A 23,596-nucleotide genomic window follows, 5' to 3' on the forward strand; every position below is an offset into this window, starting at 1 on the left:
CCTTAGCGGAAGCTAAGGCTTTTTCATATTAACGGGGTTGGGTTTGGTTTGCGTTGTTTGAGCGTGGCGGTAGAATTGGGATGATTGCGGACATTGGGTCTACGCAAAAAATTTCCACTTTGCGCAAAGAAATCTGATTTTCCGCAAACAAGTTCGATTTATCGCAAAGAAATCTCTTTTAACGCAAACAAATCTGAATCTGCGCAAACAAATTTATGAAACTCACTCCATCCCCACTTTCAACAAGAAATTCTTATAATTTCTTCCTCAAAACTTCACCACAACTCCATAAATTCTTGCATTTCATACTTCCAAGATCAAAAAATCAGCAACTATCCCCTCTTCTGAATCGTCTTATAAGATTCATAGACAAGGAGCGTTAACTAAGATGAAAAAGAAACTCCACCTGACAATTTTACTTTCTATTGCTATCTACCTCGCAGGAAGACTTGCGATGCTGTTTTTCATGGCCGATAAAAACTACCTTTTTATTTACAAAAATTATGATCCTGATTTGCTGCTTCCCTATGTTGATGTCGGACTTACTTTGCTGTTCTTTTACAGCTTATATAATTTTTTCAAAAACAGCCGGGCCATGAGGTACATTTCAATTGCGCTGATGACCTTTTTTATTCCATTCACAATTCTCACGTCATTTTTGTACATAATGATGAACACCAATGACGAGCACAGCAGACATTACTTCAACACTGCGGCTGCCAATGAAGAACTTCTGGTGGTAATCGGACAAATGAAAGGTCTGCATCCTGATAGCGGGGATCCGCGGGATATCTATCTGTACGAAAAAATTGCTCCTTTTGTTTACAATAAACTCGCCAAAAGCCAGATTGGATTAAAAGGTGAAGAGTTGAGAAACCTTTCTGATATGCGAGTGGATACAGAGGAACTTTCGGTAGAAATCAATGAAAGAAGGATTTTTCTTGAGAAGGATGAATGAGACATGCAACATATACACCCTTCAAGGCGGCGACCGAAGAGATTCGCCGATAAATTCCAAGAAGAGTTCGTATGCAAAGGAACTAAGGAGACCTTTACGCTGGCAGTCAACCGCTATTTTGCGTTGCAATCGAAGACACAGAAACAATCGTCATCCTTTTTCTGGGAACTGTATCAAATCCTGCGGTAGAATAGATAAAAAGGGTTTTTTATGAACAGAAAGGAGCTAAAGTGATGACAAAACACGAAATGATTAAACTTGAACCGCAGGCGGTTTGGCAAGACGAACTGGCCGGCTATACACTTCGAAACGCATCACTCGGTCCCAATAACGAGATCTGCCTGTTGCTGGCAACATCGGATCCAGAACTGATTGATGGAAGTTTTCCGCAAAGCAAAACCGCAGAACGCATCGATTACAAAGTTATTCTGCTCTCTGACGGCATAAAAACAGTAATTCCCATCCCTCAACAACCCTGGAATTATCACTCCATCCAGCTCCTGGGCGCAGATCAGCTTCTTCTAGTTTGTGCGAGAGCCATTAAATATGAAAATGGAGAAGTAGACGAAAACGCGAGAATCTTCGATACGGAAGGGAATTTCATCCGTTCATTTTGCTTAGGGGATGGAATTGAACATGTTTCAGCAACGGCAGACAAAAAGATTTGGACTGGGTATTTTGATGAAGGGGTATTCGGCAATTATGGCTGGGATGACCCCATCGGTAAACACGGATTGATCAACTGGAATGAATTTGGGGAAATCATCTACACCTACGAACAGCCAGACAAGCATTTTATTATGGATTGTCTGGCATTGAATGCACCGTCAGACGACGAAGTCTGGTTTAAATGCGGGCTTTGGGATTCTCAGATAGGTAGTAGAAAAAATGGCAAAACGACTTATTACATGAACGAAGAAGTTCCTCTTTACCTTTCGGCTTTTGCCATGGCTGGCGATTACCTGTTGTCCGACGATACAGGCCGAAACAATGGCGTTTTTCACTTAGCTGAGCGCATAGATGCAGCGTACCATAAAGTGGGGGAACTCCGTTTTATGAATCCTGAAGGAAACGAAATATTCCCAATTCGGGTCAGCGGACGGGGATCTAAGCTCCTGCTGCAGAGTGAAAATGAAAGTTACTTATTTGATTTGGCAGAGTATAAAAATAAGCATTTGCCGACTCAGGATAGTTGAAATGGCTCTGAAAATAATCAAAAAAGAAGGAGCCAAATCTGGGCTCCTTCTCATCCGATTTAATTATCTCAAACAGCCTTTTCCCTCTCCCTCGTAAAATACAATACCACCACGAGCAGCAAAGCGCTTATCGGGAAAATTGCCATCACCCTTCTCACTTCCATTGCTTCAGCTGACAAGACTAAAACAAGATGCACCAGGATGAATATTACGAAAAATAATATTGCACTGAGGATGACGGCTCCTTGCGCTACCTTACCATTCCTCCCTATCAGTGCGACCACAGCAAATGGAGCCCCACACAATACTGCCAGCACCCCGTAATTTACATTCGTCAATCCGCCCTCAAATAGATATGCTCCGAAAAGCAATCCGAACACTGCCGTCGTTCCATAAATAATTATAAATGTACCGACCATACTACCTACTGCCATTGCGGCTTTCGATTTCATCATATTTCCCACCCTTTCTCTCTGTTTTATAGAAGCTTCCTGCGAATCAAGCAATGAAAGACACAACTTGTAGCCGCTGAAATCAAGATACTTTTCAGCAGGGCTTTCCGTTTTGCACGCTTGACCAATAAACTGAACTGTTCACTTTTCCACTGTGTCCCTGTTTCTCTCACCATTTGTTAGCCCCTTTCCTCTTTTAAACGCTTTAAAATGGAAAAGGTGAACAGCTTGTATGTACCGGATTTGCCGACTTTTTGCTGAACGCACGCAAAATGGATTTAATCGCACGCATTCTGAATTAATCGCACGCAAGTCGGGTCTAATCGCACGCATTTCATTTTAATCGCACGCAAATCATCTCTCCCTCAATTCCACCCCTCGCAAAGCGCCGAAAAACCCAAAAAAAGAAGCTTTTCGCTGAGCGAAAAGCTTCCATTGAACCCAAAACATTAATATTTATCAGTGGTCGCACCCAAAACAGCTGCCCGGATCATCGGAATGTCCCCAAACGCCATCAATTCTTCAGGCGTTCCTGTAACGACGACTCCCGAAACTTTAATTTCATCCAATGTAGGCTCAGTCGAACCTTCACCAGCAATCACCTCATAAATTCGATCTGCTTCCTGTTGAAAGTTGCCTTCTTCTTCCCGCAGCCACTCGAGTTGCCGCTTAAAAATGTCCGCCGACTCCAGAGCATCGCGGTACTGCAAGAAACCGTAAGCATTATAGCCGTAAACCGGCTGCTGCTCTTCTTCTTGATCAGCGGTCCTGTTGACATCCACCCAATACCAGTTTATCTGATTCTTAAAAATCTCCTGCACTTCATCTATTCCGTATGCAGCATCAAACGAAAAGGCCATTTCGACAACTTTACTGTCGTCGATTTCCTCCAGTAACTCCCGCTCGTCCGGATAGAAATTATAGTCGAGTACTGGAGAATAAAATTCAATCAGCCGTTCTCCCCCAAAATACATAACCGTTCGTTCATCATCAATATTCCCTCTCCCAGAATACGAAGAAGTATCAACCGCGCGAGAAGATCCGAAAATAGAAAATGCTTTTTCTCGGGTTTCCCACGGAATCGGCACTTCTGCCACATACTTCGTGGAGGAAGTCACGACATTCGCTGAAAACGGCGTGTAGTTGTACTGCGAGCCGCTCATTTCCACGTTTGCCCCGCGAATGGATCCCGTGGCGTAGTCGTAATTGTTTTCTTCCTCCATATTTTTATACATCAGGTACGTCCCCAGCCACAGCAGACCGATAAACAACAGTGAACTCACAATCACCGAGACCAAAATATTACGGATCAGTGATTTTCGACGCGCTCTTTTCACGAGCTTCGAAAAATCGCCGTCTCCCGGAAACAAATCGTTTTTTTCATTCATACCCTTGCCTCCTATACTCATTTATAAATTCCTTGCGCGCGCGGTATAACGTCGTTTTTACCGAGTCTTCTTTCATGTCATACAGCTCAGCGATTTCCCTGATGGCGAGATCGAGACTGTATTTCAACAGCAGTAATTGCTGATGCTTTGGCTTTAATTTCTTTAACACACCATCAACGTCCTGCTTCTTTTCATTCTGCAGGACCGCATCTTCCGGCGTTAATTCTTCGAATAATTGCTGGAAATTAAATTTCAGGTCAATTGTCCGTCTCCGCGAACTCTTCCGGTACAAGTCATAATAGCCGTTGACAGCGACGCGGAACAACCAGCTTTCCACATTCTTGTGGCCGATCGAATCTATGTAAAGGATGAACTTATAGGCGGTATCCTGAACGATATCTTCTGCATCTTCTTTTGAAGCCCCCATTTTCATCAAATAGGATTTCACGATATTTAAATGATCATATAATTTTCGGTCCATCACTCGATCGCTCATTCACCGACCTCCCCCCTTATAAACGTTCTTCTCCAGGAAAAGTGAACAATATTATGTAAAATTTTTTATTTGAAATAAAATAAAAATCTTCCAAACAAAAAAGCTGCACAGGAAGCATTCTCTCTACTTCCTGTGCAGCTTTTTAAACCTGTTTCGGATTCTTTGTTATGTTCACCTGATGCGGGAATGGGATCTCGATGCCATTCGCGTCAAGTGCTTCTTTGATGGCTTTGCGCAATTGGCGTTCGACCGCCCATTGCTCACCATTTTTCGCTTTGGCGATGACCCGCAGCGTGACGTCGGACGCGCCAAACGCCTGAACACCGATGACATCCGGTCCTTCCACGATCGTTTCGTTTTCAAGCGTCACATTTTCACATGCCGTCTGGATGACCGCCACCGCCTTGTCGATGTCTGCGTCATATGAAATGCCGATATCCACAAGTGCGCGCATATTGCCGCGCGAATGGTTGCTGACGGTGGTGATGTCGCGGTTCGGAATGTAATTCAACGTGCCATCGAAACTGCGGAGCTGCGTTGTCCGCAACCCGACCGCTTCGACAATGCCGTCGATGCTTCCGACCGTGACATAATCATTGACGTCAATCTGTTTTTCCAGCAATAGGAAGAACCCGGTCACGACGTCACTGACGAGACCCTGAGCCCCGAAACCGATCGCTAACCCGACAATTCCCGCTCCGGCAATCAAACTTGCAACGGACAAGCCGAATATATTGAATACAGTCGCGACCAGAATAAAAACCAGCACATAAGAAAAGACATTTTCCGATAAGCTCTGCAGCGTCAAAGCCCGGCCTCTCGTGACCTCGCCTTTGTTTATGAGCTTATCGAAAAAGCGTCCGATCACTCTGTTACCAATCGCTTTTACAATAAGAAATGCTAAAAGAATGCCAATTATTTGAGCTGCAATGATGCCTACTTCAATCAGCAGCCCTTCCCAATTAAAACTTTCAAAATCCACCAAAAAATCAACCCTTCCTATTCATCCCGGCAATATCGCACCTACTGCATGTTGCCCCTACTTCTATTCTTTTTCCTGTTCCTTTATAACATAAATAGCAGCCAGATTTCATTTGAAGTAACGAAAACCTGCACAAAACGAAGCAAATATTGGTGTTCAGGAATCAGAAATATGCTATTGTTTATAAGTTAAAAGACTCGGTATTGCAGTTAATTAACCTCGATTTTTAACAAATTATACTTCTATTTATATATTTATCCATTTATAGATTAGAAAGCGTTGTGAACACTATAGAAACTTTAATAAGCAGTTATAATATGCCATTGGTTGTTCTATCAATTCTGGTGGCAATTTTCTCCTCTTCTGCTGCCATCGATATCAGCAGCCGCCTCAAGTCAACACACGAAACAGCACGGCTGCGATGGATTTTGGCAGGCGCCTTGATCCTCGGGCTTGGTATTTGGTCGATGCATTTTATCGGTATGCTTGCTTTCCATCTTTCAATAGAAGTAAGTTACCGCCTTAGCATGGTCCTCATTTCGATAATTCCTGCTATTGTGGCCTCCGGCATCGCTTTTTACACTGTCAGTAAATCGAATACCAAGCATAAAAATTTGGCTTACGGCGCTTTTTTCATTGGCACCGGCATTATTTCCATGCATTACCTGGGCATGGAAGCGATGGAGATGAACGCAGCGATCAGCTATGACCTCCTTTTATGGACGGTTTCAGCGGCGATTGCTTATATCGCTTCCTATCTTGGTCTCCTGCTGTTATTTTATTTGCCTGAAACGTCAGGCTTTCATTGGCGTAAATTGTTCGGCGCAATTTTGATGGGGCTGGCCGTATCGGGAATGCATTATACGGGGATGATGGCGGCTTTTATCACCCCTGCCGGACGGGTCATGGAGCATACCTCAAATTCGCCGATTGATACGAGCTCTTTGGCTTACAGCATTGGTGCCGGAATGCTTATTTTGCTCGCCATGGCTTCAAGCAGCGTGAGGATAGACAGGAAAATTGCAATCCAAACAAAAGAATCCGAACTGAAATTTCAGTCAGTCATCGAATCGGCGAATGATGCCATCATTGTGGCCGATCTGGAAGGACTTATCATTCAATGGAATCATGCGGCCCAATCGATTTTCGGGTATACCAAAGAGGAAATACTTGGTACGAATATCGACCGTATTCTTCCGGAAGATTTTGCAGCCCTCCATGGCTACAATAATAAAGAAGATACCCACGGTAAAACCTTGAATGCGATGGACAGAACCATTGAACTGACGGGCAACAAGAAAGACGGGACCCGATTTCCGCTGGAAATTTCCTTGGGCACGTGGCAGACGGAAAAAGGTGTTTTTCTGAGCATCATCATCCGAGACATTACCGAGCGGAAACTTTCCGAAGAAAAGATTAGAGATTTAGTCTACCTCGAACCGTTGACAGGGTTGCCGAACCGCCGTCTTTTCAATGAGCGTTTAAGTGCATTATTGGAGCAGGCAAAATCAACTGACACCAAATTCACCCTGTTTTATATGGATTTAGACAATTTTAAAATGATCAATGACACGTTTGGCCACTCCACAGGCGATCTATTTCTGCTGGAAGTGACGGAGCGCCTAAAGCGGCAGCTTACTGAAAAAGATACGCTGTCTCGACAAGGCGGCGATGAATTCATCCTGCTATTGCCGGACACGGACTGCGATGAAGCAGTCGTCTACGCGCACAATATGGTGGAAAGCTTGAACGAAGCTTTCCTCTTTAAAGGTGAAGAAGTTTTCACCTCGCTGTCAATCGGAATCAGCCGCTATCCACTAGACGGCGAAGATGCCGAAACTTTGATCAAACATGCAGATATGGCTATGTACCGGATGAAAGAAGACGGCAAGAATGGCTATCGATGCTTTACGAATCAAATGAATGAGGAAGTTTCAAGAAGGTCCAGACTTGCCAACGGATTGCAAAAAGCAATTGAGCAAGGAGAGTTTTCAATTTATTTTCAACCGCAAATTTTGATCGAAACTGAGGAAATACAAGGTGTGGAAGCATTACTGCGCTGGAACCACCCCGAGTTCGGTAATGTCTCTCCCGCAGAATTTATACCGATTGCAGAAGAAACTGGAAGCATCATCAAAATCGGGAAATTCGTTTTGGAGCAGGCCTGCATTCAAAACAAAATCTGGCAGGATGCGGGCCTTCCGCATTTCCGGGTAGCAGTCAATATTTCCGCGAGGCAGTTTGCTCAAAAAGATTTGAGCGAAGTGATACAAAATGCGCTGGAAAGCTCGGGCCTTTCACCGCACTACCTGGAACTTGAGCTGACCGAAACCATTTATCAAAATGCGCAAAGCGCCATTGATACGATGAAACAACTAAAATTGATGGGCATCCACTTGTCAATCGATGATTTCGGCACCGGCTATTCCTCTTTGAGCTATTTAAAAATGTTCCCGATTGATACACTCAAAATCGACCGGCAGTTTACCCGTAACATAGAGACTGACCCGAAAGATGCCGCATTGGTAAGAAGCATCATACGAATGGCGCATGATTTGGAGCTTAATGTCATTGCTGAAGGCGTCGAAACGAAGGCGCAATTGGACTTTCTGAAGAATGAACGCTGCAACCAGGCGCAGGGCTATTATTTCAATCGACCGTTGCGGCCTGAAGAAATTGCAGCCATTTACCAGACAGTCTAATAGACCAACAAAAACCGTTTCAGCCATCTATCAGCTGAAACGGTTTTTGAATTTATTCAAATTTAACTTTGCGCTGCACGAACCATTGTTTAAAGTGTCCGCTGAGATCATTCGGCACATCAAGGATTTCACTGACGTGAATCGGTTTCGCACGGTTGGTAAAACTTAAGCTTCCGACGCCGAATGCACGCTGCAATTTGGACTGGCTGACATCGATTTCCTGAATCCGCTCGCGTCGCGTAATGAATGTCGTTGTTGTGAAACCGCCTGTTCGGATCTGGATGGAATCCCCCTCCAGTGCATAGCGCGTGAACAGGTATTCGAACAGGCGGCTGATGAGGCTGAAGGCAAACAGGATTCCAGCAACCCATAAGAGTGATGGCTGGAAGAACCATAAGCCCACCGCGGCAATAATTGTCACATAATACGGACGCAGCAGCTTCAGCCAAATCGTGTTCCGTGGCAGGCGCGTCAAGTTTTCCTGCACAGTATATTGCGGCAACAGCTCATTCAGCAAGCGGTAAGCTTCCTTTGTCTTCATGAACGGATAAAGCGAATTGGTTTCCAGCTCATCCCCCACATTGACCGCTCCCGCACTGATCAATTTGATCTCAACAATACCCAAGATCCGTTTAATCAGCGGCTGTTCAATTTGAATCGCCTGCACTTTATTGCGCTGGATTGAAAACGTGTGGACCTGGCCGACTCCCCGCGAAATATAAATGCGTTCGGTGTCCGCTGCAATCCGGTAATTGCCGTATCGGACCGTCGTCATGACATAGCCGATCAGCGAAGAGATGATGACGGCGGCAATAAAGAGCGGGATGAGCAGCCACAGATGATCGGCAAAATAGAAGAAGGCATTTTCCGCTTCATCTTCCAGCGAGAAAAAATCATCGATCTGGAAATACAGCGCCAGCAGAATCGGAAAGATGGCGAGAAAACTGAGCGATGTGAAAGCGGCGCGCAGCGTATCCCCTTTTGTCGACTGGAAATATTCCCTTCGTTGCACCTTTACAGGCTGTGCCGGCAAATCTTCGCTTGCTTCACTTTCCGCTGGATCAATCGATGAAGACTCGAGAACATCTCCTTGTTCAATCATCCCGATAATCTCATCCGCTTCCTGCCTTTTCAAAACAGGAAAACGGACCGACGCCTCTTCACTGGAAGTGCCGGTTTCAAGCGTCAGCGACGTCAACCCGAACCAGTTATGGATAAAGGTGGTCGCCGTCTTTTTATTCTGCACCCGATTGAATGCGATGGTCCGTACTTTCTTGACGAATATACCCTCACGCAAGGTGATAGATGTCTGGTCGACTTCATAGGTATACAGCCACCACGACAAAAAGATCTTTCCGACCGTATATACCGTTGCTGTGAGAAATGCAATTTTCGCCCATAAAATCCACCCTGTCGTTACGTCATAATTGAATATGAATAAGACCAAGATAAAGAAAAAGCTATTGCGCAGGAATGCAAAAAGTTCCACAAGCAGGTAAGCCGGGTGATAGCGTTTGCCTTCGCTGGAATTATTCAAAGGAATCATCTTCCTTCACATTGGCATACGACGCAATCAGTGAACGGAGCTTCAGCGCTTCTTCCTGCGGAATGGCGGGAATCGTATGGCTTGAAGCCGTCGTACCGATTTTCAACGAATAAAGTCCGGCTTTTCTCAGAAAAGGTCCCTGATCCGTCGTGACATACTCTATTTTCGCCATCGGTATGATTTTGTGTTCGATATTCCAGCGGCCGTGTTTCAGCTGAATGAAATTCTCGTCGACATCATAGCGCCAGGTGCGCTGGATAAAAACCGGTTCGATCCAAATACTGAAAGCAGCCGACAAAATCGTGATACCGATGAGCACATACAGCGTAATGTTGACCCAGTTATACCAATCCCACAAATGGCTGGCAGCAAGGATTGCACCAAAGCCCAGCAGGAAAGATCCATGCCCAATCGTGTTGGTCATACGCCATATCTGGATGATTTTCGTCGAAATTTGTCTCTCCGGTTCTTTTAATATGTATTCCATCTGTTTCACCTCATTCTTATTACGGTTGTGGAGTCGTTAAGTTTCGGTAATTCTGTATAACTCGGCGATGAAAATATCCGCAAAAAGTTGACCGAACTTCATTTGGCCAACTTCATTATCTCCAATTAAATCGTTTTAATACTTACTTTCAATTCATTAACCTCAATAACTCACCAATTCCTCTTTCCTCACATACTTCTTATACAGCTTTACCGGAATATACCCTAGGATTCCACCGAGTGTATTAAGGATTAAATCATCCACATCAAAACTCCCGAGATTAAAAGTAAGCTGCAGCATTTCAAAGCCGAGGCTCAGACAAAACGTCAGCAAGATGATCTTCTTAAAACTCAGTAAGTCTTTGAACAGGAATGGCAGAAGAAATCCGAATGGAATAAAACCGATAATATTTCCCGCGAGGTTTTCCACGCGGATATTCATATTGATTTCAGCCAGAAACAAGTAAAAAAAGATGGTCTTGAAAGGGGTGAAATTATGGTTGATATAAAAAGGAGTCTCCCCACTGAAAGTAAGTTGGGCAATCAGCATATCCAAAGAATAATGCTTGATGAGGATTTGTTGCGTCAATACAGCTAGGTAAATAATAAGCAGACTCAGTAAAATTGCTTTTTTAGGAAATTTCATAAAACAAATAAACTCCAATCACATTTTATGTATGTTGAATTCAGACTGCTGTTTAAAATCGGAATCGCTACGAATTTAATTTTCAGCAACTTTAGCTTGTGTGCTGAAAAAATTGATTTCGAACTCACGAAACCGCTCAGCAACATTATATCCTAAAAACCCCAATTTGAATTCGCTCATCAGTCTGGTTTTGTCCTTATGTGTCAAAGTTCAACCAAAATTTGGCGGAATAAAGATTGATTGATCATAGAATACGGTCGAGCGCTCATAGAAATTTTCACGCCTATAAAAAAGAGAAACCCGGATCGGCGTTTCTCCATTACTTGCCTCGGTTATTCAATAGAAGTGGATTGCTGTTTTTGCAGGGTCAGCTTTTCCTTATGCCGCGCTCTGCTCACACTCCACAGCGCGCCAATCATATAGCACACCAGCACCACCAAAACGAAAGTAAGCGGATTAAAAAAGATCGAATTGGAAAAAGTGTTCAGGAGGGGAAATTCTGAAGCGGTCTCCAGGTCATCCCTCTTCTGCAGTATGTCCGTCCGCAGTGCTTCAGCTTTCAAAAAAGTGTAGATGGCTATACTTATCGTCGCCAGCACGCTGAGTACCAGGCTCACAAACAGCGTACGTTTTTTCCTGTAGCTCTCCGCCAGCCGCATGGAAATTTCTACAGTGCCGTATAGAAAATAAAAGAAGAATGGCATGATAAAAACAACGGGGAACAGCCCGGGATTGCCATTGCCGCCACCAGCCCCATCTTCTCCGACAGGTTCGGTGAAAAAGTTAATCGCGTAAAATCCCAGCATCACCATCCCTGTGGAAACCACATATAGGACAAGCAGAATCTTGTTCATAAAATCCATTCTTCTCACCTCCCCTTAATCACCAATCTACACTCTACAAATCCCTTTACTCCGCATGCTCTTCATTCAACCTATTAATCAATTCAACAGCCTCGTCGATATGGCTGACGGCAAAAATCTCAATGGCGAGATTTTGTGCCTCCTTTGCTTTCTCAGCTTCGTCAGCGTTTTCATTCGGAACAATCATGAACGGATACTGTTTTTCTTCCGCAATCATCAGCTTTTCTTTGACCATGCCGATATGATCGACATCGCCATCTTCATTCAACGCCCCAGTTACACCGAATTCCAAATCATTCACGAGTTTGTTTCGCTCGATCAAACCGGTCAACGCCAGTGCCAGTCCTGCGCTGTTTCCTTCAATGTCTTCTCTTGCCAGGTATTTTCCGACACCATCAGTAGTATCACCCAGATAGTTCTCCACATTTTTCGCCATCACAGAACCAGCGTCGCGGCGGAAGCCCAGAAACTGCAAAAGATTATTGTTCCTGCTGTGATAACGTTCTTTATTGTCCACATCATTGAGGGCGATTAACCCCCAGCTTCCACTTTCAAAATCCGCCACCAGCTGTTCTTTATCTTCAACGGATTTAATGTTCCACACTCCTACACCCATCAGGTTAATCCCCGAATCGGCAGCTGCTTCCACCGGCTCCGCGTGAAAAACGGCTTCATATGTGTAATTTTCGTACGGAATCAGGAAGGCATCAAATATTAGTAACAGCGCCACCAATGCAAAGATCCAAGTGATTTTATTCACCTTTGATTTTTCATTCCGGTAACGCCAAAGAACGATCATTGTTAGGATTAATACCAGCATCAATGCACCAATAACGATATAGGTGTTGATCAAATCCAAATAGAAAGCGAAGCTCAGAGCTATGTAAAAAACAATAATTGCAGCAATCGACATTAAGAATCTTGAATCCCCTTTTTTCCTCGACATCCTATTCTCTCCTTTTATTTGAACAAAAAATTTTAAACACTACTTTTATCCTAATATTACCATATAATAGTAGACATACCCGCTCTTATTTTCTAATTAATCAAACAATTTTTTATTGCGAAATCCCGTATGGCAACATAAAGTGGACATAAGAAGAAATTGTTCGAAAATCAGTAGAATTACTCTGAAAGGATGATTGCTTATGCCTTCTTATCAGCCAATTGAGCCGGCGCAGGCGAGAGAAATCAGAGCCGGACTGAAAGCGGATTGCTCGCAGTGTTTTGGGCTATGCTGCACGGCCCTCAATCTTATTGCTTCAAATGATTTCGCGATTAATAAGCCGGCGGGAGTACCCTGCCCCAATCTGCAGGAAGATTTCCGCTGCAGTATACACAGCAAACTGAGGGAAACAGGGTTTAAAGGATGCACGGTATTCGACTGCCTGGGCGCAGGCCAAATGATTGCGCAATCGACGTTTGGCGGGCAAAGCTGGCAGAAGAATCCTGAAAATGCCGAGAAAATGTTCAAGGCATTCCCGGTAATGGAGCAGTTGTTTGAAATGGTGGCCTTTGTCGCTGAAGCCTTATCTTATGAAACGACCCCACTTTTGCAACAGGAATTGACCAAGCACTTGGAAGCTCTGCAAAGACTGACAACATTAAGCGCAGACGAGTTATTGAACCTGGATTTGAGCTTCTATCGCGGCCCGGTGAATGAATTATTAATAAAAGCAAGCAGCGAAATACGCCAGCGAATTGGAACTTATGCTGCGAGGCAACAGGGAAATCGAAAACTGGATCAGCGAGGCGCTGATTTGATGGGGAAAAAATTAACACGGCAGGACTTGAGAGGCACGAACTTCAGGGGCGCTTTTTTAATCGCGGCCGACCTGCGAAAATCGGATTTGCGGGGCGTGGACTTTATCGGGACTGATATGCGGGATGCCAATTTAAGCGGCGCGAACTTATCCACCAGCCTTTTTTTGACTCAAATGCAAATCAATTCAGCAAAAGGTGATATAGAAGCACAATTGCCGCCTCACATAGAGCGGCCATTTCATTGGACAGTTACGCAGTAAATTGCGATTGAAAATGAATCTGTAATGAAAAAAAGGAAAATCAAGCGCTTATGAATAAGCTGTTTGATTTTCCTTTTTAGCTTCGATCATTTCAAATTCTTATCCACAGTTTATGATGGGTTGATGCACTTTAAATTCGCCGCCACTTATCCCCTTGTGGATAACCATTCCCCCGAAAACTTATCAACAATCTTACATAAATCATAATCAAAAAACACAAAATAAACCTGAAAACTTCTGATACAATAAATGTAAAATGGATCAACTTGAATATGATGCAGGAGTGAAAGGGCGCAACATAAAAATTATCAATGGAATGGGGCAGCTTATAAATGTGGAGGACAAAAAAACGCTCAGCGAAAGAATTGATTGCTTTTATGCTGGTTTGCTTACTGATAATCGGCGGATCAATTTATTATGTTTTATTTTATTCACCAAAAAATTCACTTGAGTTATACCAGGACATTGCATTTGCCGATGATTTTGATGAAATGAAAAAGTTGATGTTAGAAGGCTACGAAGGTAATTTCACTGAAGAAGATTTTAATTACATTAACAGCCTGGGAAATGCCCCGACCAGTGTTGGCCAATTCACTCTATTTGAATACAATGATAGAAGCTTTGTGATTTTGACTTCACCGGGAACTGACAGATTAAAAGTGCTGAACGTGGAAGAGGCACCTGAGGAAATAAGGGAATATTTCCTTGAGCTTCGCCGATAATTAGCTACATAAAAATACGTTTCAAGTACCAATGTCACTCACCGATTCGAAGTATGAAAATCACATGTCTTGATATGATCATCAATCATCCCGATTGCCTGCAAAAACGAATACGTCGTAACCGGTCCCACAAATTTAAAGCCCCGCTTCTTCAATTCTTTGCTGACCTGGATGGATAAAGGCGACTCGGCCGGCATTTGCGCTTGGGTTTCCCATCCATTGATAATCGGTTCATTTTCCACAAAGCTCCACAGAAAATCAGCAAAACTCCCGAATTCTTGTTGAATCTGCAATACCGCCTCCGCATTGCTGCGGACCGATTTCAGCTTCGCAAAATGCTTGATGACGTTATAATTTTCTTTTATCGCTTCCAGATCCGCGTCGCTCAGCTCCGCGCAATACTGGACATCAAAGTTATGAAAAGCTGCCTGATAGGCTTCCCGCTTCGCGATTACGATGCTCCACGACAATCCCGCCTGTGCGCCTTCCAAATTCAGCATCTCGAAAATATACCGGTCGTCCCGGCTGGGTCTGCACCACTCTTCATCATGATACGCCTGCATCTTTTCACTGCTGTTCGGCCATGTACATTGTTCCATTTCCGCGCCACCTCTCTCGTCCTGTTGAATTCACTTTACCACTTTTTTAAAAGGCGTAACGTGCGTCAGTTTAAAAAATTCCACTCCGCTTTTCTTATGGTTTTCCGCTTTTCGCCTGCGAAAAGCATCCATTTGGCTTTTGACCTCTGCTTTTGGAGGGATATTGGTCGCAATAAAGACTAATATCAGCTTCATATCCTGCTTTTTCTCAGCGGCGGGTCGGCGTATTACCTTATATCGGCGCTCAGTGAATTATATCGGCGTTCAAAAAATTATTCCGGCGTTCGAGCAAAACGCTTCGAGCAGCAGCCAGTAAAAAAGAAGAAACTTTGGCAAAGTTTCTCCCTCTTGAACAAGCTTTCATTCGATACGTCTATCCGGTTTTTGTCAGCTCACACATTTTCACTTTTGATTTTCTGTTCATGCTTCAGCAGCCATTCTTTTCTGGTCAACGTGCCCGCATAACCCGTCAGTTTGCCGGTTGAACCGATGATCCTGTGGCACGGCACGATGATGCTCAACTTATTTTTGCTGTTGGCATTGCCCACTGCCCGCACGGCTTTGTCGCTTCCAACTTTCACCGCGATGTCGCGGTAAGAAGCTGTTTCCGCATAACCAATTGTGGTTAAGGCAGACCATACTTTCCCCTGGAATTCAGTGCCGGTGGAAATATAAGGAACGGTGAACTCCATCCGCTCCCCTCTAAAATATTCCGCCAGCTCTTCCAAACAATCCTTCAAAACTTGCGGTGTATCCGGCTGCGGATGATGGACAATTTCGTCATGTTCTTTGAAAAAAATTGACAGGATGCCTTCTTCTGTACCCGTAATTTCTACGGCGCCAATCGGCGATTGAAGATCGAGGCGATGCATTTCATTCATATAAACTCCTCCAAAGATAGAAAGTGGCGTAGGCTTCCCACCCTTTCCAGTTTTCAGCATGATGTTCTATTTCCGCGAGTGACGGCTTTTTCTCCAGGTTCAATTGCTTCTTCAACGCATTATGCAAACCGACATCGGCGAGCGGGAAAGCCGACGGTATGGCGAGGCATTTCATCATGACGTAATTCGCCGACCATGGGCCGATGCCGCGAAAAGCCACCAGCTCTTTTTCGATCGTCTGCGTATCCCTTCTGTTCATAAAATTCTCTTTCACGAGCGTCCCTTTTGCCATTTCGCCTGCCACGCCAATAAGGTATTCCGCTTTCCTGCCCGAAAATTGGAATTGGGTCAGATCACTCGTCTCCAGCGCCGCGATGGCCTGAAAGGAAGGGAATGTCCAATAGGTTTCGCCTTCATAGTCAAGAGATGCCCCAAAATTTTCGACCAACCGTTTTTTCAGCGTATAGGCAAACGTCAGGTTGATCTGCTGGCCCATGATTGCCCAGGCCAGTGCCTCGAAAAGATCGGGAATAGCCAGGATCCTTAACCCATAATGATTCTTGACGATCCGCTGCAAAATCGGATCAAAAGCTGCCATGTCATAAAATGGGAACAAATCCGTTTTCAGGTCAAACCATTCCCAGACGTAATCAGCAGCAGCACGCTGCCCTCTTTCAGAAGGCACACCGTTCAAAAATTCAATGGATAGGTGCCGGTCCGAATGCGTAATTCCAATTAACATCAATTCTTCCTGATGGTTCAGTAATTTTGATATCTTCCCGTCTTTTATTCGATGAAGATTCTCCTGCCCCGATCTATTGAGGAACACCAGACATTCTTCGAAATTAAATTCAGCGGGAGTAGGAACCTTCAAGCAGTTGTTGTTTGTTTTCGAAATCATCCTGCAGCCCCTTTGTCATTTTTCTGTATTCGCTCGGCGAAAGATTTTTGGAGCGCCGAAACGCTTTATAGAAATGCGATGTGCTTTGAAAGCCGACTTCGTAGCAGATCTCCAAATTCGTGTTGTCGGTGTGCTTCAGCCCATGCGCCGCTCGATCGACCCTGACTTTTTCCAGGAACGACCGCGGTGTTTCTCCAGTTTCCTGTTTAAATACGCGGTCCAAATAGGACGCGCTAAATCCCACATGAGCGGCCATGTCTTCCAAATTCAACTTCCGCTGATAATTTGCCGTTACAAACGACACCACTTTCTGCACAACTTCTGCGTTAGGTGAGAGTTCGGTTTCCGGCTGGCACCTTTTGCATGCCCGGTATCCATTGCTCTCGGCTTCCTCGATACTGGTGTAAAATTCTACGTTCATCTTTTTCGGTTTTCGGGACCGGCATGAGGGCCTGCAATAGATTTTCGTCGTTTTGACTGCCGTGTAGAATAAGCCATCATAATTCCGGTCACAGGCCATGATTCTGTCCCACATCTCTTCAAACGTAAAGCTTGTTTCCAGCTTCATCGCAGTCCACTCCTTTCCCATGATTGGCTGTCTCCCGCATCTTTTCACTTACATCCATTGTATACATTTCCCGGGAAATATTCTGCTTTCATTGTACCAATCAACCCGTGTGTTTTCGTCCTCGATTTTGCGCTTATGGTCGCTGCAAGGTATAGCTTTAAGAGCTTAAAAATGGGCATAAAAATAAACCCCGAATGAAAGACACTATGGATAGTGTCCTTTATTCGGGATTCGTTTATCCGTGGCTGTGAGCCGATGCCTATCGACTTGAACGACAGCAATGTAACACCACTTTCATTGTATGGACCAGCTTCTAATAGGCTTAAAAAGTGGCTGCTTTTAATCGCTTTAAACAGCTGAGCAGTTTAATATAATTTCCAGATCCGCAATCTCTTGGGTGCACAGTTTGATGTCAGCTTCCAGACAACCTGTATGATATTGTTCTCTCACAGTACTGAGAAACAACTTGCTTTTACTAAGAGAAGTTATTTTAAGGGAAAGCAGTTCACGTATCTCCATGGCTTCGAATATAGTCAGTATATGTGCCATTGTATTGTCCCCTTTTGGTATTTAAAATCAGTCGTACTTACTGGTATACCCTTTATACACTGGTTTAACCTATTTTTGTAAATTTAAGCTCAAATGCTCTATAATTGCTTCATACAAAAGTAAAAATTTTTAATCAAAGCATCTATTGCAGGTGTGAAAGACGGCAGAAAAAGTAAGCGATTTTCATTCGCAATCCAACAGCTCAAACTGCAATGGTATCTAAATATTTTACGGATTAATGAGTGAATTCAACAGAAGGCACTCCAAAAAAGATTTTGAAATTGGTTGACTTTTGGTTCAATGGGCCATAAAGTAATCATTACAAATCAAATACGTACATCACTTTCTTATCCAGAGAAACCGAGGGACAGGCCCTTTGACGTTTCGGCAGCGGATTCGCTTTATGCGAAAACTGTGCTAATTCCTGCAAATGCGATCCTTGCATTTGGAAGATGAGAACGAGATGGTTTCATTCTGAAGCCCTCTTTTTTTCTTATGGATTAAGAAAAAAAGAGGGCTTTTTTCGTTCATTTTTGGAAAGTTAGATCTGTACGCAATAGATTTGCATAGGCATTACAGCTAGAGGAGGCGTACAAATGATTGAATTCAAGCAGGTTACCAAAACTTATCAGTCGGGCAAAGAGGACGTTCACGCGTTGAACGGCATTGACCTGACTGTCGAAACCGGCGAGATTTACGGAGTGATTGGTTTCAGCGGAGCCGGCAAAAGCTCACTGATACGCACCGTGAATCTTCTGGAACGCCCAAGCAGCGGACATGTGCTGATAAATGGTAAGGACATTTCGAAGCTATCGGCCAGCGAGATCCGGAAAACAAGGAAGGACATCGGCATGATTTTCCAGCATTTCAATTTGCTGAACTCCAAAACGGTTTTCCATAATATCGCGATGCCACTGATTCTGGCAAATACACCAAAAAACCAAATAAAGGAACAGGTAAAGGAGCTGCTCGATTTTGTCGGTCTTGCCGACCAGGCAGAGAAGTATCCGGATCAGCTGTCAGGCGGACAGAAACAGCGAATTGGCATTGCACGCGCTTTGGCCACCAATCCCTCCTTTCTGCTGTGCGATGAAGCAACATCCGCACTTGATCCGCAGACCACGCAATCGATTCTCGAGTTGCTGCGCCGCATCAACCGCGAATACAACATCACGATCCTGCTGATTACTCATGAGATGGGTGTCATCCGAGAAATCTGTGACAAAGTGGCCGTGCTCGAAGCCGGAAAAGTAATTGAACAAGGATCGGTGTTCGAAATATTTACGAACCCGCAGCAGCCAACAACGCAGCGATTCGTCCGCTCGGTCATGAACGATGAACTGCCGGAATCGCTGTTGAAGAAAATCCGGGATCCGAATCAGAACCATACCATCTACCGGATTCAGTTTATCGGCGCATCTGTCGGCCAGCCTCTAATGTCCCGGATTTCTCGGGAATACAATTTGGACCTTAACGTATTATTCGGCAACATCACAGAGCTGCAAGGAGAACCTTATGGCAACCTGATTGTTGAATTCAACGGACCTGCCAGGGAAATCCAAAAAGCATTAGCGGACATCCGCTTAAGCAAAGTCCAAGCCGAGGAGGTGCGGAATTATGCTAGTTAGTAACGAACAGATCCTGGAAGCTCTCTGGGAAACACTTTATATGACGGGCGTCTCTTTTCTTTTCTCCTTACTGGTTGGTTCTATACTGGGACTCTTATTGGTAGTTACACGGAAAGGCCACCTGTTGGAAAACGAACCGGTATCAAAAGTGCTTAATATCATCATCAATATTTTCCGGTCCGTACCATTTATCATCCTGATGGTTGCCATCATTCCGATAACGCGCTTTATCGTCGGAACATCCATCGGAACAGCAGCGGCCATTGTTCCACTCGTATTTTACGCCGGCCCCTATATCGCCCGCCTGATTGAGAACTCGTTGCTCGAAGTTGATAAGGGTGTTATTGAAGCAGCACAGGCAATGGGTGCATCGCCATTACAGATTATTTTCCGGTTCCTGATACCGGAAGCATTAAGCTCACTCGTTCTTGCTTTGACAATTGCGGTTGTCGGCCTGATTGGCGCATCCGCCATGGCTGGAGCAATCGGAGGCGGGGGTCTTGGAGATCTGGCCATCACGTATGGCTATCAACGCTTCGATACACTCGTCATGTTTATTACCGTAGCCATTTTGGTCGTCCTTGTACAAGGCGTCCAGTCCGGCGGCAATCTCTTATCAAGGCAAGTGCGTCGACGTTAACATCCACTTACAAAATACAACATTGGAGGAATCATAAATGAAAAAAATCACTTCACTATTATTATTGGCCCTATTGGCTTTGGTACTCGCAGCATGCGGAAACAACACAGAAGGTGCCGATGACGGCAAGCGAACAATTACACTCGGCATCAGCGGTTCGGATACGACAATCTGGGATTACATCGGAGAAAAAGCAGAAGAAGAAGGTATTGAACTTGAAATTATTACTTTTTCTGATTATGTGGCACCGAATATTGCCCTGGCAGAAGGTGAACTGGATTTGAACGCATTCCAGACAATTTCTTATTTTGATGAATTTGTCGAAGAACACAATCTCGATATCGTGCCGATCGGCTCTACTGTGATTGCACCCATGGGCCTTTATTCTGATAAACACGAATCAATCGATGATCTTCCCGACGGTGCACAAATTGCCGTACCAAACGAAGCGACCAATATGGGCCGCGCACTGTTGCTGCTTCAGGAAGCCGGATTGATCACACTGTCTGACGATGCCGGATTAACCGGTACCGCTGACCATATTATCGACAACCCGAAAAATCTTGAAATCGTCCCAATGATTTCTGCCCAGACACCGCGTGCCATGGCTGACCTTGCTGCATCCATCGTCAATAACGGCATCGCAATTGACGCGGGCCTTAACCCGACTGAAGATCCAATCGCCCGCGAAAACGATACGGCTACGCCTTATATCAACCTGATTGCTGCAAGCGCAGAAAATGCGGAAGATGAAGATTTCCTGAAAATCGTTGAACTTTATCAACAGGAAGATACGGCTGATTTCATCGTCGAATATTCAAAAGGCGCACAAATCCCGACTTTCGTAACTGTAGAAGAGCTCGTCGACTACAAATAAAATATTAGGAGGAATTCATATGACAACTATTAATGAAGCAAATCATACAATTTCACAGTCCATCGATTTAAAACGCGAAGAGTATATCCTTACAAGCCAGGCGATCCATGCCAAACCGGAAATCGGCAACGAAGAAATTTTTGCCAGCGCCACTCTCGTTGACTTGCTTGAAAGTGCCGGCTTCTCCGTCGAAACAGGGGTTGCTGGCCACGATACCGCTTTTTACGCCAGCAAAGAAAGCTCTTTGCCGGGTCCGACCATTGCCTATCTTGCAGAATATGACGCCCTACCCGGCCTCGGCCATGCATGCGGCCATAATATTATCGGCACAACAAGTGTCGCTGCTGCGATTGCGCTGTCGGAAACTTTTTCAACCACCGGCGGACGTGTCGTAGTACTGGGAACACCAGCTGAAGAAGGCGGTCCAAACGGCAGTGCCAAAGGAAGCTTCGTCAAACACGGTTTGCTCGAAGGCATCGATGCCGCACTGATGATCCATCCGTCCGGCAGATCCGCTGTTACCGGGCCATCGCTCGCGGTGGATCCGCTTGAATTCCACTTCTACGGAAAGCCTGCCCATGCGTCAGGGTCTCCTGAAGAAGGCATCAATGCACTCGATGCGGTACTCCAACTCTTCAACAGCATCAATGCATTGCGCCAGCAATTGCCTTCGGATGCGCGCGTGCACGGCATCATCACACACGGCGGCGATGCACCCAATATCATTCCTGAATATGCATCTGCCCGCTTTTACATTCGCGGTGATTCCTGGAAAAAGACATCGGACACAGCCACGAAAATACGCGCCATTGCAGAAGGTGCTGCGCTTGCTACCGGCACGACGGTCAAAATTGTCCGTTTCCAAAATGAGGTGAAAGACCTTGTCGTCACACCTCTTCTGGATTCAATCGTGCGCGAGGAACTGACCGCGGTCGGCGAAGAAGTCGCGGAATCCCGCAATACCGGTCTCGGTTCGACGGATGCCGGCAATATCAGCCATGAAGTTCCGACTGCCCACCCGTACATCAAAATCGGCCCGGATGATTTGATCGGCCATACAGCCGAGTTCCGTGAAGCCTCAAAATCCGCACAAGGCGACGAAGCGCTGATCCGCGGAGCGAAAGCCCTGGCGAACACCGGTTACCGCCTGCTGACAGAAGCGGCGTTGCTCGCAGAAGTGAAGCAAGCTCATGCCCGCTCCTTGGCAGCAAAATCATAAATCAGTCCAAAAAAGCATCATTGAGAGCCATGTATTTTACGGCTTTCAATGATGCTTTTTTTACTTTCTTCTATATAATACCGATTACTTCTTCGGCAGCCATCGGATGAACGACATTAAATGGTATCGCTTTTAGAAAGACACACTGTTTATCCACACATAATGCACAAATTTCATCCATTCACCATTCATCTCAAATTCTTCATCACTTATCCCCATGTGGATAAAGCCGTTGTTTTCAAGGACCTTTTGAGAGGCTTTATTCACAGTCGTTGTTTTTGCCCGAATCTGCTTTAGGGAGGATTCAGTGGATAACAGCAAGTTCAATGAACGGTTCCCGATTCCTTTCCCTCCGTAAGCCTGCCCAATTCTAAAGCCGATTTCTGCGGTGCCTGCTGCTGCGTCAATATCAAACAGATTGATCCTTCCCGCAATATTTCCGTCTTCATCTTTAATGAGATAGAAATGGCAAAGCCCGCTTTCCTGTTCAGCCAGCAATTCGCGGTGTCTCTCCTTAAATGTATCCCACAAATAATAGCTGTCTCCTCTGCCTGGCACCATCTTTTCAAAAAACGTACGATTTTCCAGTTCAAAATTTAATAAATCTCGCGCATCCTTTTCCTGCAGTATATGTAACGAAATCTCCATTGTTTTAACCCCCACTTCCCGAAACAATTAACCCTTCTTTTATCCGGAATCAGTTTGGCAAAAAACTCTTGTATATTCTCTTCAATATTTTACCAAATTTTTGTATAATTATGAATATAAGGAAAAGAATAAATAATATTGTTGAAAAGTTGAAGCACTTATTTACAAATAAGAATTCGAGGTGTTCAGCATCGGGGAATTGGTAAACAATAACGAAGAAGTTATTATTATTATTTATTGCTTGATTATGTTGTGGATTAATATCGACTACTTGAGAGGATACAAGGAGATTCAAGAAGGAATGGCAGATATTTCTTCCGAGGACGAGTTGGATATAGATCCAACTCATATTTCCTTAATGCTTTTTGGTTTGATGTTTAATTTCATCCGCAGATGGCTCATTTATTTATTGGCAGTATTTATGACGGAGCATCCTGTTGTGATTTTAATTTCGGTCATTTTATTTGCGGCAAGTTTATATGATATTTTATTCAATTACAGTCTTGCCAAAATGAAAGATTCGAAAGTCGGCTTGTATGTGGCGATTATAGATATTGTATTTATCTCCATATTTGTTATTTATCTTTTTAATTCTCTATAATTCCAATCTTATCTTACCGGTTAA

General features: G+C 44.5%; 24 protein-coding genes and 1 riboswitch. Of the genes, 10 read left to right on the forward strand and 14 right to left on the reverse strand.

All coding sequences use genetic code 11. From position 1 onward, the window contains the following. Window positions 1-388 precede the first annotated feature (388 nt). Window positions 389-958 carry a hypothetical protein gene (locus tag DHX103_RS06470; RefSeq protein ID WP_422124454.1) on the forward strand — a complete coding sequence of 190 codons (570 nt, stop codon included), beginning with the start codon at window positions 389-391 and terminating at the stop codon, window positions 956-958. Between the two features lie 233 nt (window positions 959-1,191). Beyond that, the gene (locus DHX103_RS06475; RefSeq protein ID WP_422124455.1) at window positions 1,192-2,154 is read left to right on the forward strand and encodes a hypothetical protein; all 963 of its coding nucleotides are present in this window, start codon (window positions 1,192-1,194) and stop codon (window positions 2,152-2,154) included. 68 nt (window positions 2,155-2,222) lie between these two features. Here DHX103_RS06475 and DHX103_RS06480 read toward each other — a convergent pair whose 3' ends face one another. The 4 genes from DHX103_RS06480 to DHX103_RS06495 form a co-directional block, all read right to left on the reverse strand. Further along, a complete protein-coding gene (locus DHX103_RS06480; protein WP_422124456.1) occupies window positions 2,223-2,609 on the reverse strand; it encodes a hypothetical protein in 387 nt (128 codons plus the stop codon). 446 nt (window positions 2,610-3,055) lie between these two features. Then, entirely contained in the window at window positions 3,056-3,994 is a 939-nt protein-coding gene (locus DHX103_RS06485) for an anti sigma factor C-terminal domain-containing protein (protein ID WP_422124457.1), read from the reverse strand. After that, a complete protein-coding gene (locus DHX103_RS06490; protein WP_422124458.1) occupies window positions 3,987-4,490 on the reverse strand; it encodes an RNA polymerase sigma factor in 504 nt (167 codons plus the stop codon). The genes DHX103_RS06485 and DHX103_RS06490 overlap by 8 nt, the downstream gene beginning before the upstream one ends. 142 nt (window positions 4,491-4,632) lie before the next feature. Continuing rightward, window positions 4,633-5,475 carry a mechanosensitive ion channel family protein gene (locus DHX103_RS06495; protein WP_422124459.1) on the reverse strand — a complete coding sequence of 281 codons (843 nt, stop codon included), beginning with the start codon at window positions 5,473-5,475 and terminating at the stop codon, window positions 4,633-4,635. 314 nt (window positions 5,476-5,789) lie between these two features. On the opposite strand from DHX103_RS06495, the gene DHX103_RS06500 reads away from it, so the two are divergent. Continuing rightward, a complete protein-coding gene (locus DHX103_RS06500) occupies window positions 5,790-8,174 on the forward strand; it encodes an EAL domain-containing protein (protein WP_422124460.1) in 2,385 nt (794 codons plus the stop codon). A 52-nt stretch (window positions 8,175-8,226) separates the two neighbouring features. Here DHX103_RS06500 and DHX103_RS06505 read toward each other — a convergent pair whose 3' ends face one another. The 5 genes from DHX103_RS06505 to DHX103_RS06525 form a co-directional block, all read right to left on the reverse strand. Beyond that, the gene (locus DHX103_RS06505; protein WP_422124461.1) at window positions 8,227-9,711 is read right to left on the reverse strand and encodes a PH domain-containing protein; all 1,485 of its coding nucleotides are present in this window, start codon (window positions 9,709-9,711) and stop codon (window positions 8,227-8,229) included. Continuing rightward, on the reverse strand, window positions 9,704-10,207 hold the full coding sequence (locus DHX103_RS06510; RefSeq protein ID WP_422124462.1) for a PH domain-containing protein: 504 nt from the start codon (window positions 10,205-10,207) through the stop codon (window positions 9,704-9,706). Before DHX103_RS06510 ends, DHX103_RS06505 begins: the two co-directional genes overlap by 8 nt. A 162-nt stretch (window positions 10,208-10,369) precedes the next feature. Continuing rightward, window positions 10,370-10,852: a VanZ family protein gene (locus DHX103_RS06515; RefSeq protein ID WP_422124463.1), complete on the reverse strand. Its 483-nt coding sequence runs from the start codon at window positions 10,850-10,852 to the stop codon at window positions 10,370-10,372. A 332-nt stretch (window positions 10,853-11,184) separates the two neighbouring features. Next, window positions 11,185-11,715 (reverse strand): hypothetical protein, encoded by a 531-nt coding sequence (locus tag DHX103_RS06520; protein ID WP_422124464.1) that lies wholly within the window; start codon window positions 11,713-11,715, stop codon window positions 11,185-11,187. 46 nt (window positions 11,716-11,761) lie between these two features. Then, window positions 11,762-12,661: a S16 family serine protease gene (locus DHX103_RS06525; RefSeq protein ID WP_422124465.1), complete on the reverse strand. Its 900-nt coding sequence runs from the start codon at window positions 12,659-12,661 to the stop codon at window positions 11,762-11,764. 202 nt (window positions 12,662-12,863) lie between these two features. Between DHX103_RS06525 and DHX103_RS06530 the strand changes: the two genes are divergently transcribed. Next, window positions 12,864-13,739, forward strand: a complete 876-nt coding sequence (locus DHX103_RS06530) for a pentapeptide repeat-containing protein (protein ID WP_422124466.1) — start codon at window positions 12,864-12,866, stop codon at window positions 13,737-13,739. A 332-nt stretch (window positions 13,740-14,071) separates the two neighbouring features. Then, the gene (locus DHX103_RS06535) at window positions 14,072-14,461 is read left to right on the forward strand and encodes a hypothetical protein (RefSeq protein WP_422124467.1); all 390 of its coding nucleotides are present in this window, start codon (window positions 14,072-14,074) and stop codon (window positions 14,459-14,461) included. Window positions 14,462-14,499: 38 nt separating this feature from the next. Here DHX103_RS06535 and DHX103_RS06540 read toward each other — a convergent pair whose 3' ends face one another. The 4 genes from DHX103_RS06540 to DHX103_RS06555 form a co-directional block, all read right to left on the reverse strand. Then, window positions 14,500-15,060, reverse strand: coding sequence for a DNA-3-methyladenine glycosylase I (locus DHX103_RS06540; protein WP_422124468.1), 561 nt, complete (start codon window positions 15,058-15,060; stop codon window positions 14,500-14,502). Window positions 15,061-15,452: 392 nt separating this feature from the next. After that, on the reverse strand, window positions 15,453-15,941 hold the full coding sequence (locus tag DHX103_RS06545) for a methylated-DNA--[protein]-cysteine S-methyltransferase (RefSeq protein ID WP_422124469.1): 489 nt from the start codon (window positions 15,939-15,941) through the stop codon (window positions 15,453-15,455). Continuing rightward, window positions 15,934-16,842 (reverse strand): DNA-3-methyladenine glycosylase 2, encoded by a 909-nt coding sequence (locus DHX103_RS06550; RefSeq protein WP_422124470.1) that lies wholly within the window; start codon window positions 16,840-16,842, stop codon window positions 15,934-15,936. Before DHX103_RS06550 ends, DHX103_RS06545 begins: the two co-directional genes overlap by 8 nt. Then, a complete protein-coding gene (locus DHX103_RS06555) occupies window positions 16,793-17,410 on the reverse strand; it encodes a bifunctional transcriptional activator/DNA repair enzyme AdaA (RefSeq protein ID WP_422124471.1) in 618 nt (205 codons plus the stop codon). The genes DHX103_RS06550 and DHX103_RS06555 overlap by 50 nt, the downstream gene beginning before the upstream one ends. Window positions 17,411-18,303: 893 nt before the next feature. Further along, a riboswitch (SAM riboswitch) is annotated at window positions 18,304-18,418 on the forward strand. Between the two features lie 137 nt (window positions 18,419-18,555). Here DHX103_RS06555 and DHX103_RS06560 point away from each other — a divergent pair. Genes DHX103_RS06560 through DHX103_RS06575 form a run of 4 tightly spaced genes read left to right on the forward strand, consistent with a single transcriptional unit; the run spans window position 18,556 to window position 22,323 of the window. Next, the gene (locus tag DHX103_RS06560; RefSeq protein WP_422124472.1) at window positions 18,556-19,587 is read left to right on the forward strand and encodes a methionine ABC transporter ATP-binding protein; all 1,032 of its coding nucleotides are present in this window, start codon (window positions 18,556-18,558) and stop codon (window positions 19,585-19,587) included. Further along, window positions 19,577-20,227 (forward strand): methionine ABC transporter permease, encoded by a 651-nt coding sequence (locus DHX103_RS06565; RefSeq protein WP_422124473.1) that lies wholly within the window; start codon window positions 19,577-19,579, stop codon window positions 20,225-20,227. The genes DHX103_RS06560 and DHX103_RS06565 overlap by 11 nt, the downstream gene beginning before the upstream one ends. A 37-nt stretch (window positions 20,228-20,264) precedes the next feature. Next, window positions 20,265-21,104: a MetQ/NlpA family ABC transporter substrate-binding protein gene (locus DHX103_RS06570; protein ID WP_422124474.1), complete on the forward strand. Its 840-nt coding sequence runs from the start codon at window positions 20,265-20,267 to the stop codon at window positions 21,102-21,104. A gap of 19 nt (window positions 21,105-21,123) precedes the next feature. Beyond that, window positions 21,124-22,323 (forward strand): M20 family metallopeptidase, encoded by a 1,200-nt coding sequence (locus DHX103_RS06575; protein ID WP_422124475.1) that lies wholly within the window; start codon window positions 21,124-21,126, stop codon window positions 22,321-22,323. Between the two features lie 132 nt (window positions 22,324-22,455). Here DHX103_RS06575 and DHX103_RS06580 read toward each other — a convergent pair whose 3' ends face one another. Beyond that, the gene (locus tag DHX103_RS06580; RefSeq protein ID WP_422124476.1) at window positions 22,456-22,971 is read right to left on the reverse strand and encodes a GNAT family N-acetyltransferase; all 516 of its coding nucleotides are present in this window, start codon (window positions 22,969-22,971) and stop codon (window positions 22,456-22,458) included. A gap of 301 nt (window positions 22,972-23,272) precedes the next feature. On the opposite strand from DHX103_RS06580, the gene DHX103_RS06585 reads away from it, so the two are divergent. Beyond that, window positions 23,273-23,572, forward strand: a complete 300-nt coding sequence (locus DHX103_RS06585; protein WP_422124477.1) for a hypothetical protein — start codon at window positions 23,273-23,275, stop codon at window positions 23,570-23,572. The last annotated feature ends 24 nt before the right edge of the window (window positions 23,573-23,596 follow it).

The organism is Planococcus daihaiensis (assembly GCF_049262615.1).
Lineage (GTDB): Bacteria > Bacillota > Bacilli > Bacillales_A > Planococcaceae > Planococcus.

Bases quoted from the DNA above. Each gene is read 5' to 3' on its own strand.
- DHX103_RS06520 (WP_422124464.1), bottom strand. From the start codon at position 11,715: ATGGATTTTATGAACAAGATTCTGCTTGTCCTATATGTGGTTTCCACA.
- DHX103_RS06545 (WP_422124469.1), bottom strand. From the start codon at position 15,941: ATGAATGAAATGCATCGCCTCGATCTTCAATCGCCGATTGGCGCCGTA.
- DHX103_RS06585 (WP_422124477.1), top strand. From the start codon at position 23,273: ATGGCAGATATTTCTTCCGAGGACGAGTTGGATATAGATCCAACTCAT.
- DHX103_RS06480 (WP_422124456.1), bottom strand. From the start codon at position 2,609: ATGATGAAATCGAAAGCCGCAATGGCAGTAGGTAGTATGGTCGGTACA.
- DHX103_RS06565 (WP_422124473.1), top strand. From the start codon at position 19,577: ATGCTAGTTAGTAACGAACAGATCCTGGAAGCTCTCTGGGAAACACTT.
- DHX103_RS06525 (WP_422124465.1), bottom strand. From the start codon at position 12,661: ATGTCGAGGAAAAAAGGGGATTCAAGATTCTTAATGTCGATTGCTGCA.
- DHX103_RS06580 (WP_422124476.1), bottom strand. From the start codon at position 22,971: ATGGAGATTTCGTTACATATACTGCAGGAAAAGGATGCGCGAGATTTA.
- DHX103_RS06540 (WP_422124468.1), bottom strand. From the start codon at position 15,060: ATGGAACAATGTACATGGCCGAACAGCAGTGAAAAGATGCAGGCGTAT.
- DHX103_RS06490 (WP_422124458.1), bottom strand. From the start codon at position 4,490: ATGAGCGATCGAGTGATGGACCGAAAATTATATGATCATTTAAATATC.
- DHX103_RS06550 (WP_422124470.1), bottom strand. From the start codon at position 16,842: ATGATTTCGAAAACAAACAACAACTGCTTGAAGGTTCCTACTCCCGCT.
- DHX103_RS06535 (WP_422124467.1), top strand. From the start codon at position 14,072: ATGTGGAGGACAAAAAAACGCTCAGCGAAAGAATTGATTGCTTTTATG.
- DHX103_RS06510 (WP_422124462.1), bottom strand. From the start codon at position 10,207: ATGGAATACATATTAAAAGAACCGGAGAGACAAATTTCGACGAAAATC.
- DHX103_RS06570 (WP_422124474.1), top strand. From the start codon at position 20,265: ATGAAAAAAATCACTTCACTATTATTATTGGCCCTATTGGCTTTGGTA.
- DHX103_RS06530 (WP_422124466.1), top strand. From the start codon at position 12,864: ATGCCTTCTTATCAGCCAATTGAGCCGGCGCAGGCGAGAGAAATCAGA.
- DHX103_RS06560 (WP_422124472.1), top strand. From the start codon at position 18,556: ATGATTGAATTCAAGCAGGTTACCAAAACTTATCAGTCGGGCAAAGAG.
- DHX103_RS06485 (WP_422124457.1), bottom strand. From the start codon at position 3,994: ATGAATGAAAAAAACGATTTGTTTCCGGGAGACGGCGATTTTTCGAAG.
- DHX103_RS06575 (WP_422124475.1), top strand. From the start codon at position 21,124: ATGACAACTATTAATGAAGCAAATCATACAATTTCACAGTCCATCGAT.
- DHX103_RS06515 (WP_422124463.1), bottom strand. From the start codon at position 10,852: ATGAAATTTCCTAAAAAAGCAATTTTACTGAGTCTGCTTATTATTTAC.
- DHX103_RS06500 (WP_422124460.1), top strand. From the start codon at position 5,790: ATGCCATTGGTTGTTCTATCAATTCTGGTGGCAATTTTCTCCTCTTCT.
- DHX103_RS06470 (WP_422124454.1), top strand. From the start codon at position 389: ATGAAAAAGAAACTCCACCTGACAATTTTACTTTCTATTGCTATCTAC.
- DHX103_RS06555 (WP_422124471.1), bottom strand. From the start codon at position 17,410: ATGAAGCTGGAAACAAGCTTTACGTTTGAAGAGATGTGGGACAGAATC.
- DHX103_RS06475 (WP_422124455.1), top strand. From the start codon at position 1,192: ATGACAAAACACGAAATGATTAAACTTGAACCGCAGGCGGTTTGGCAA.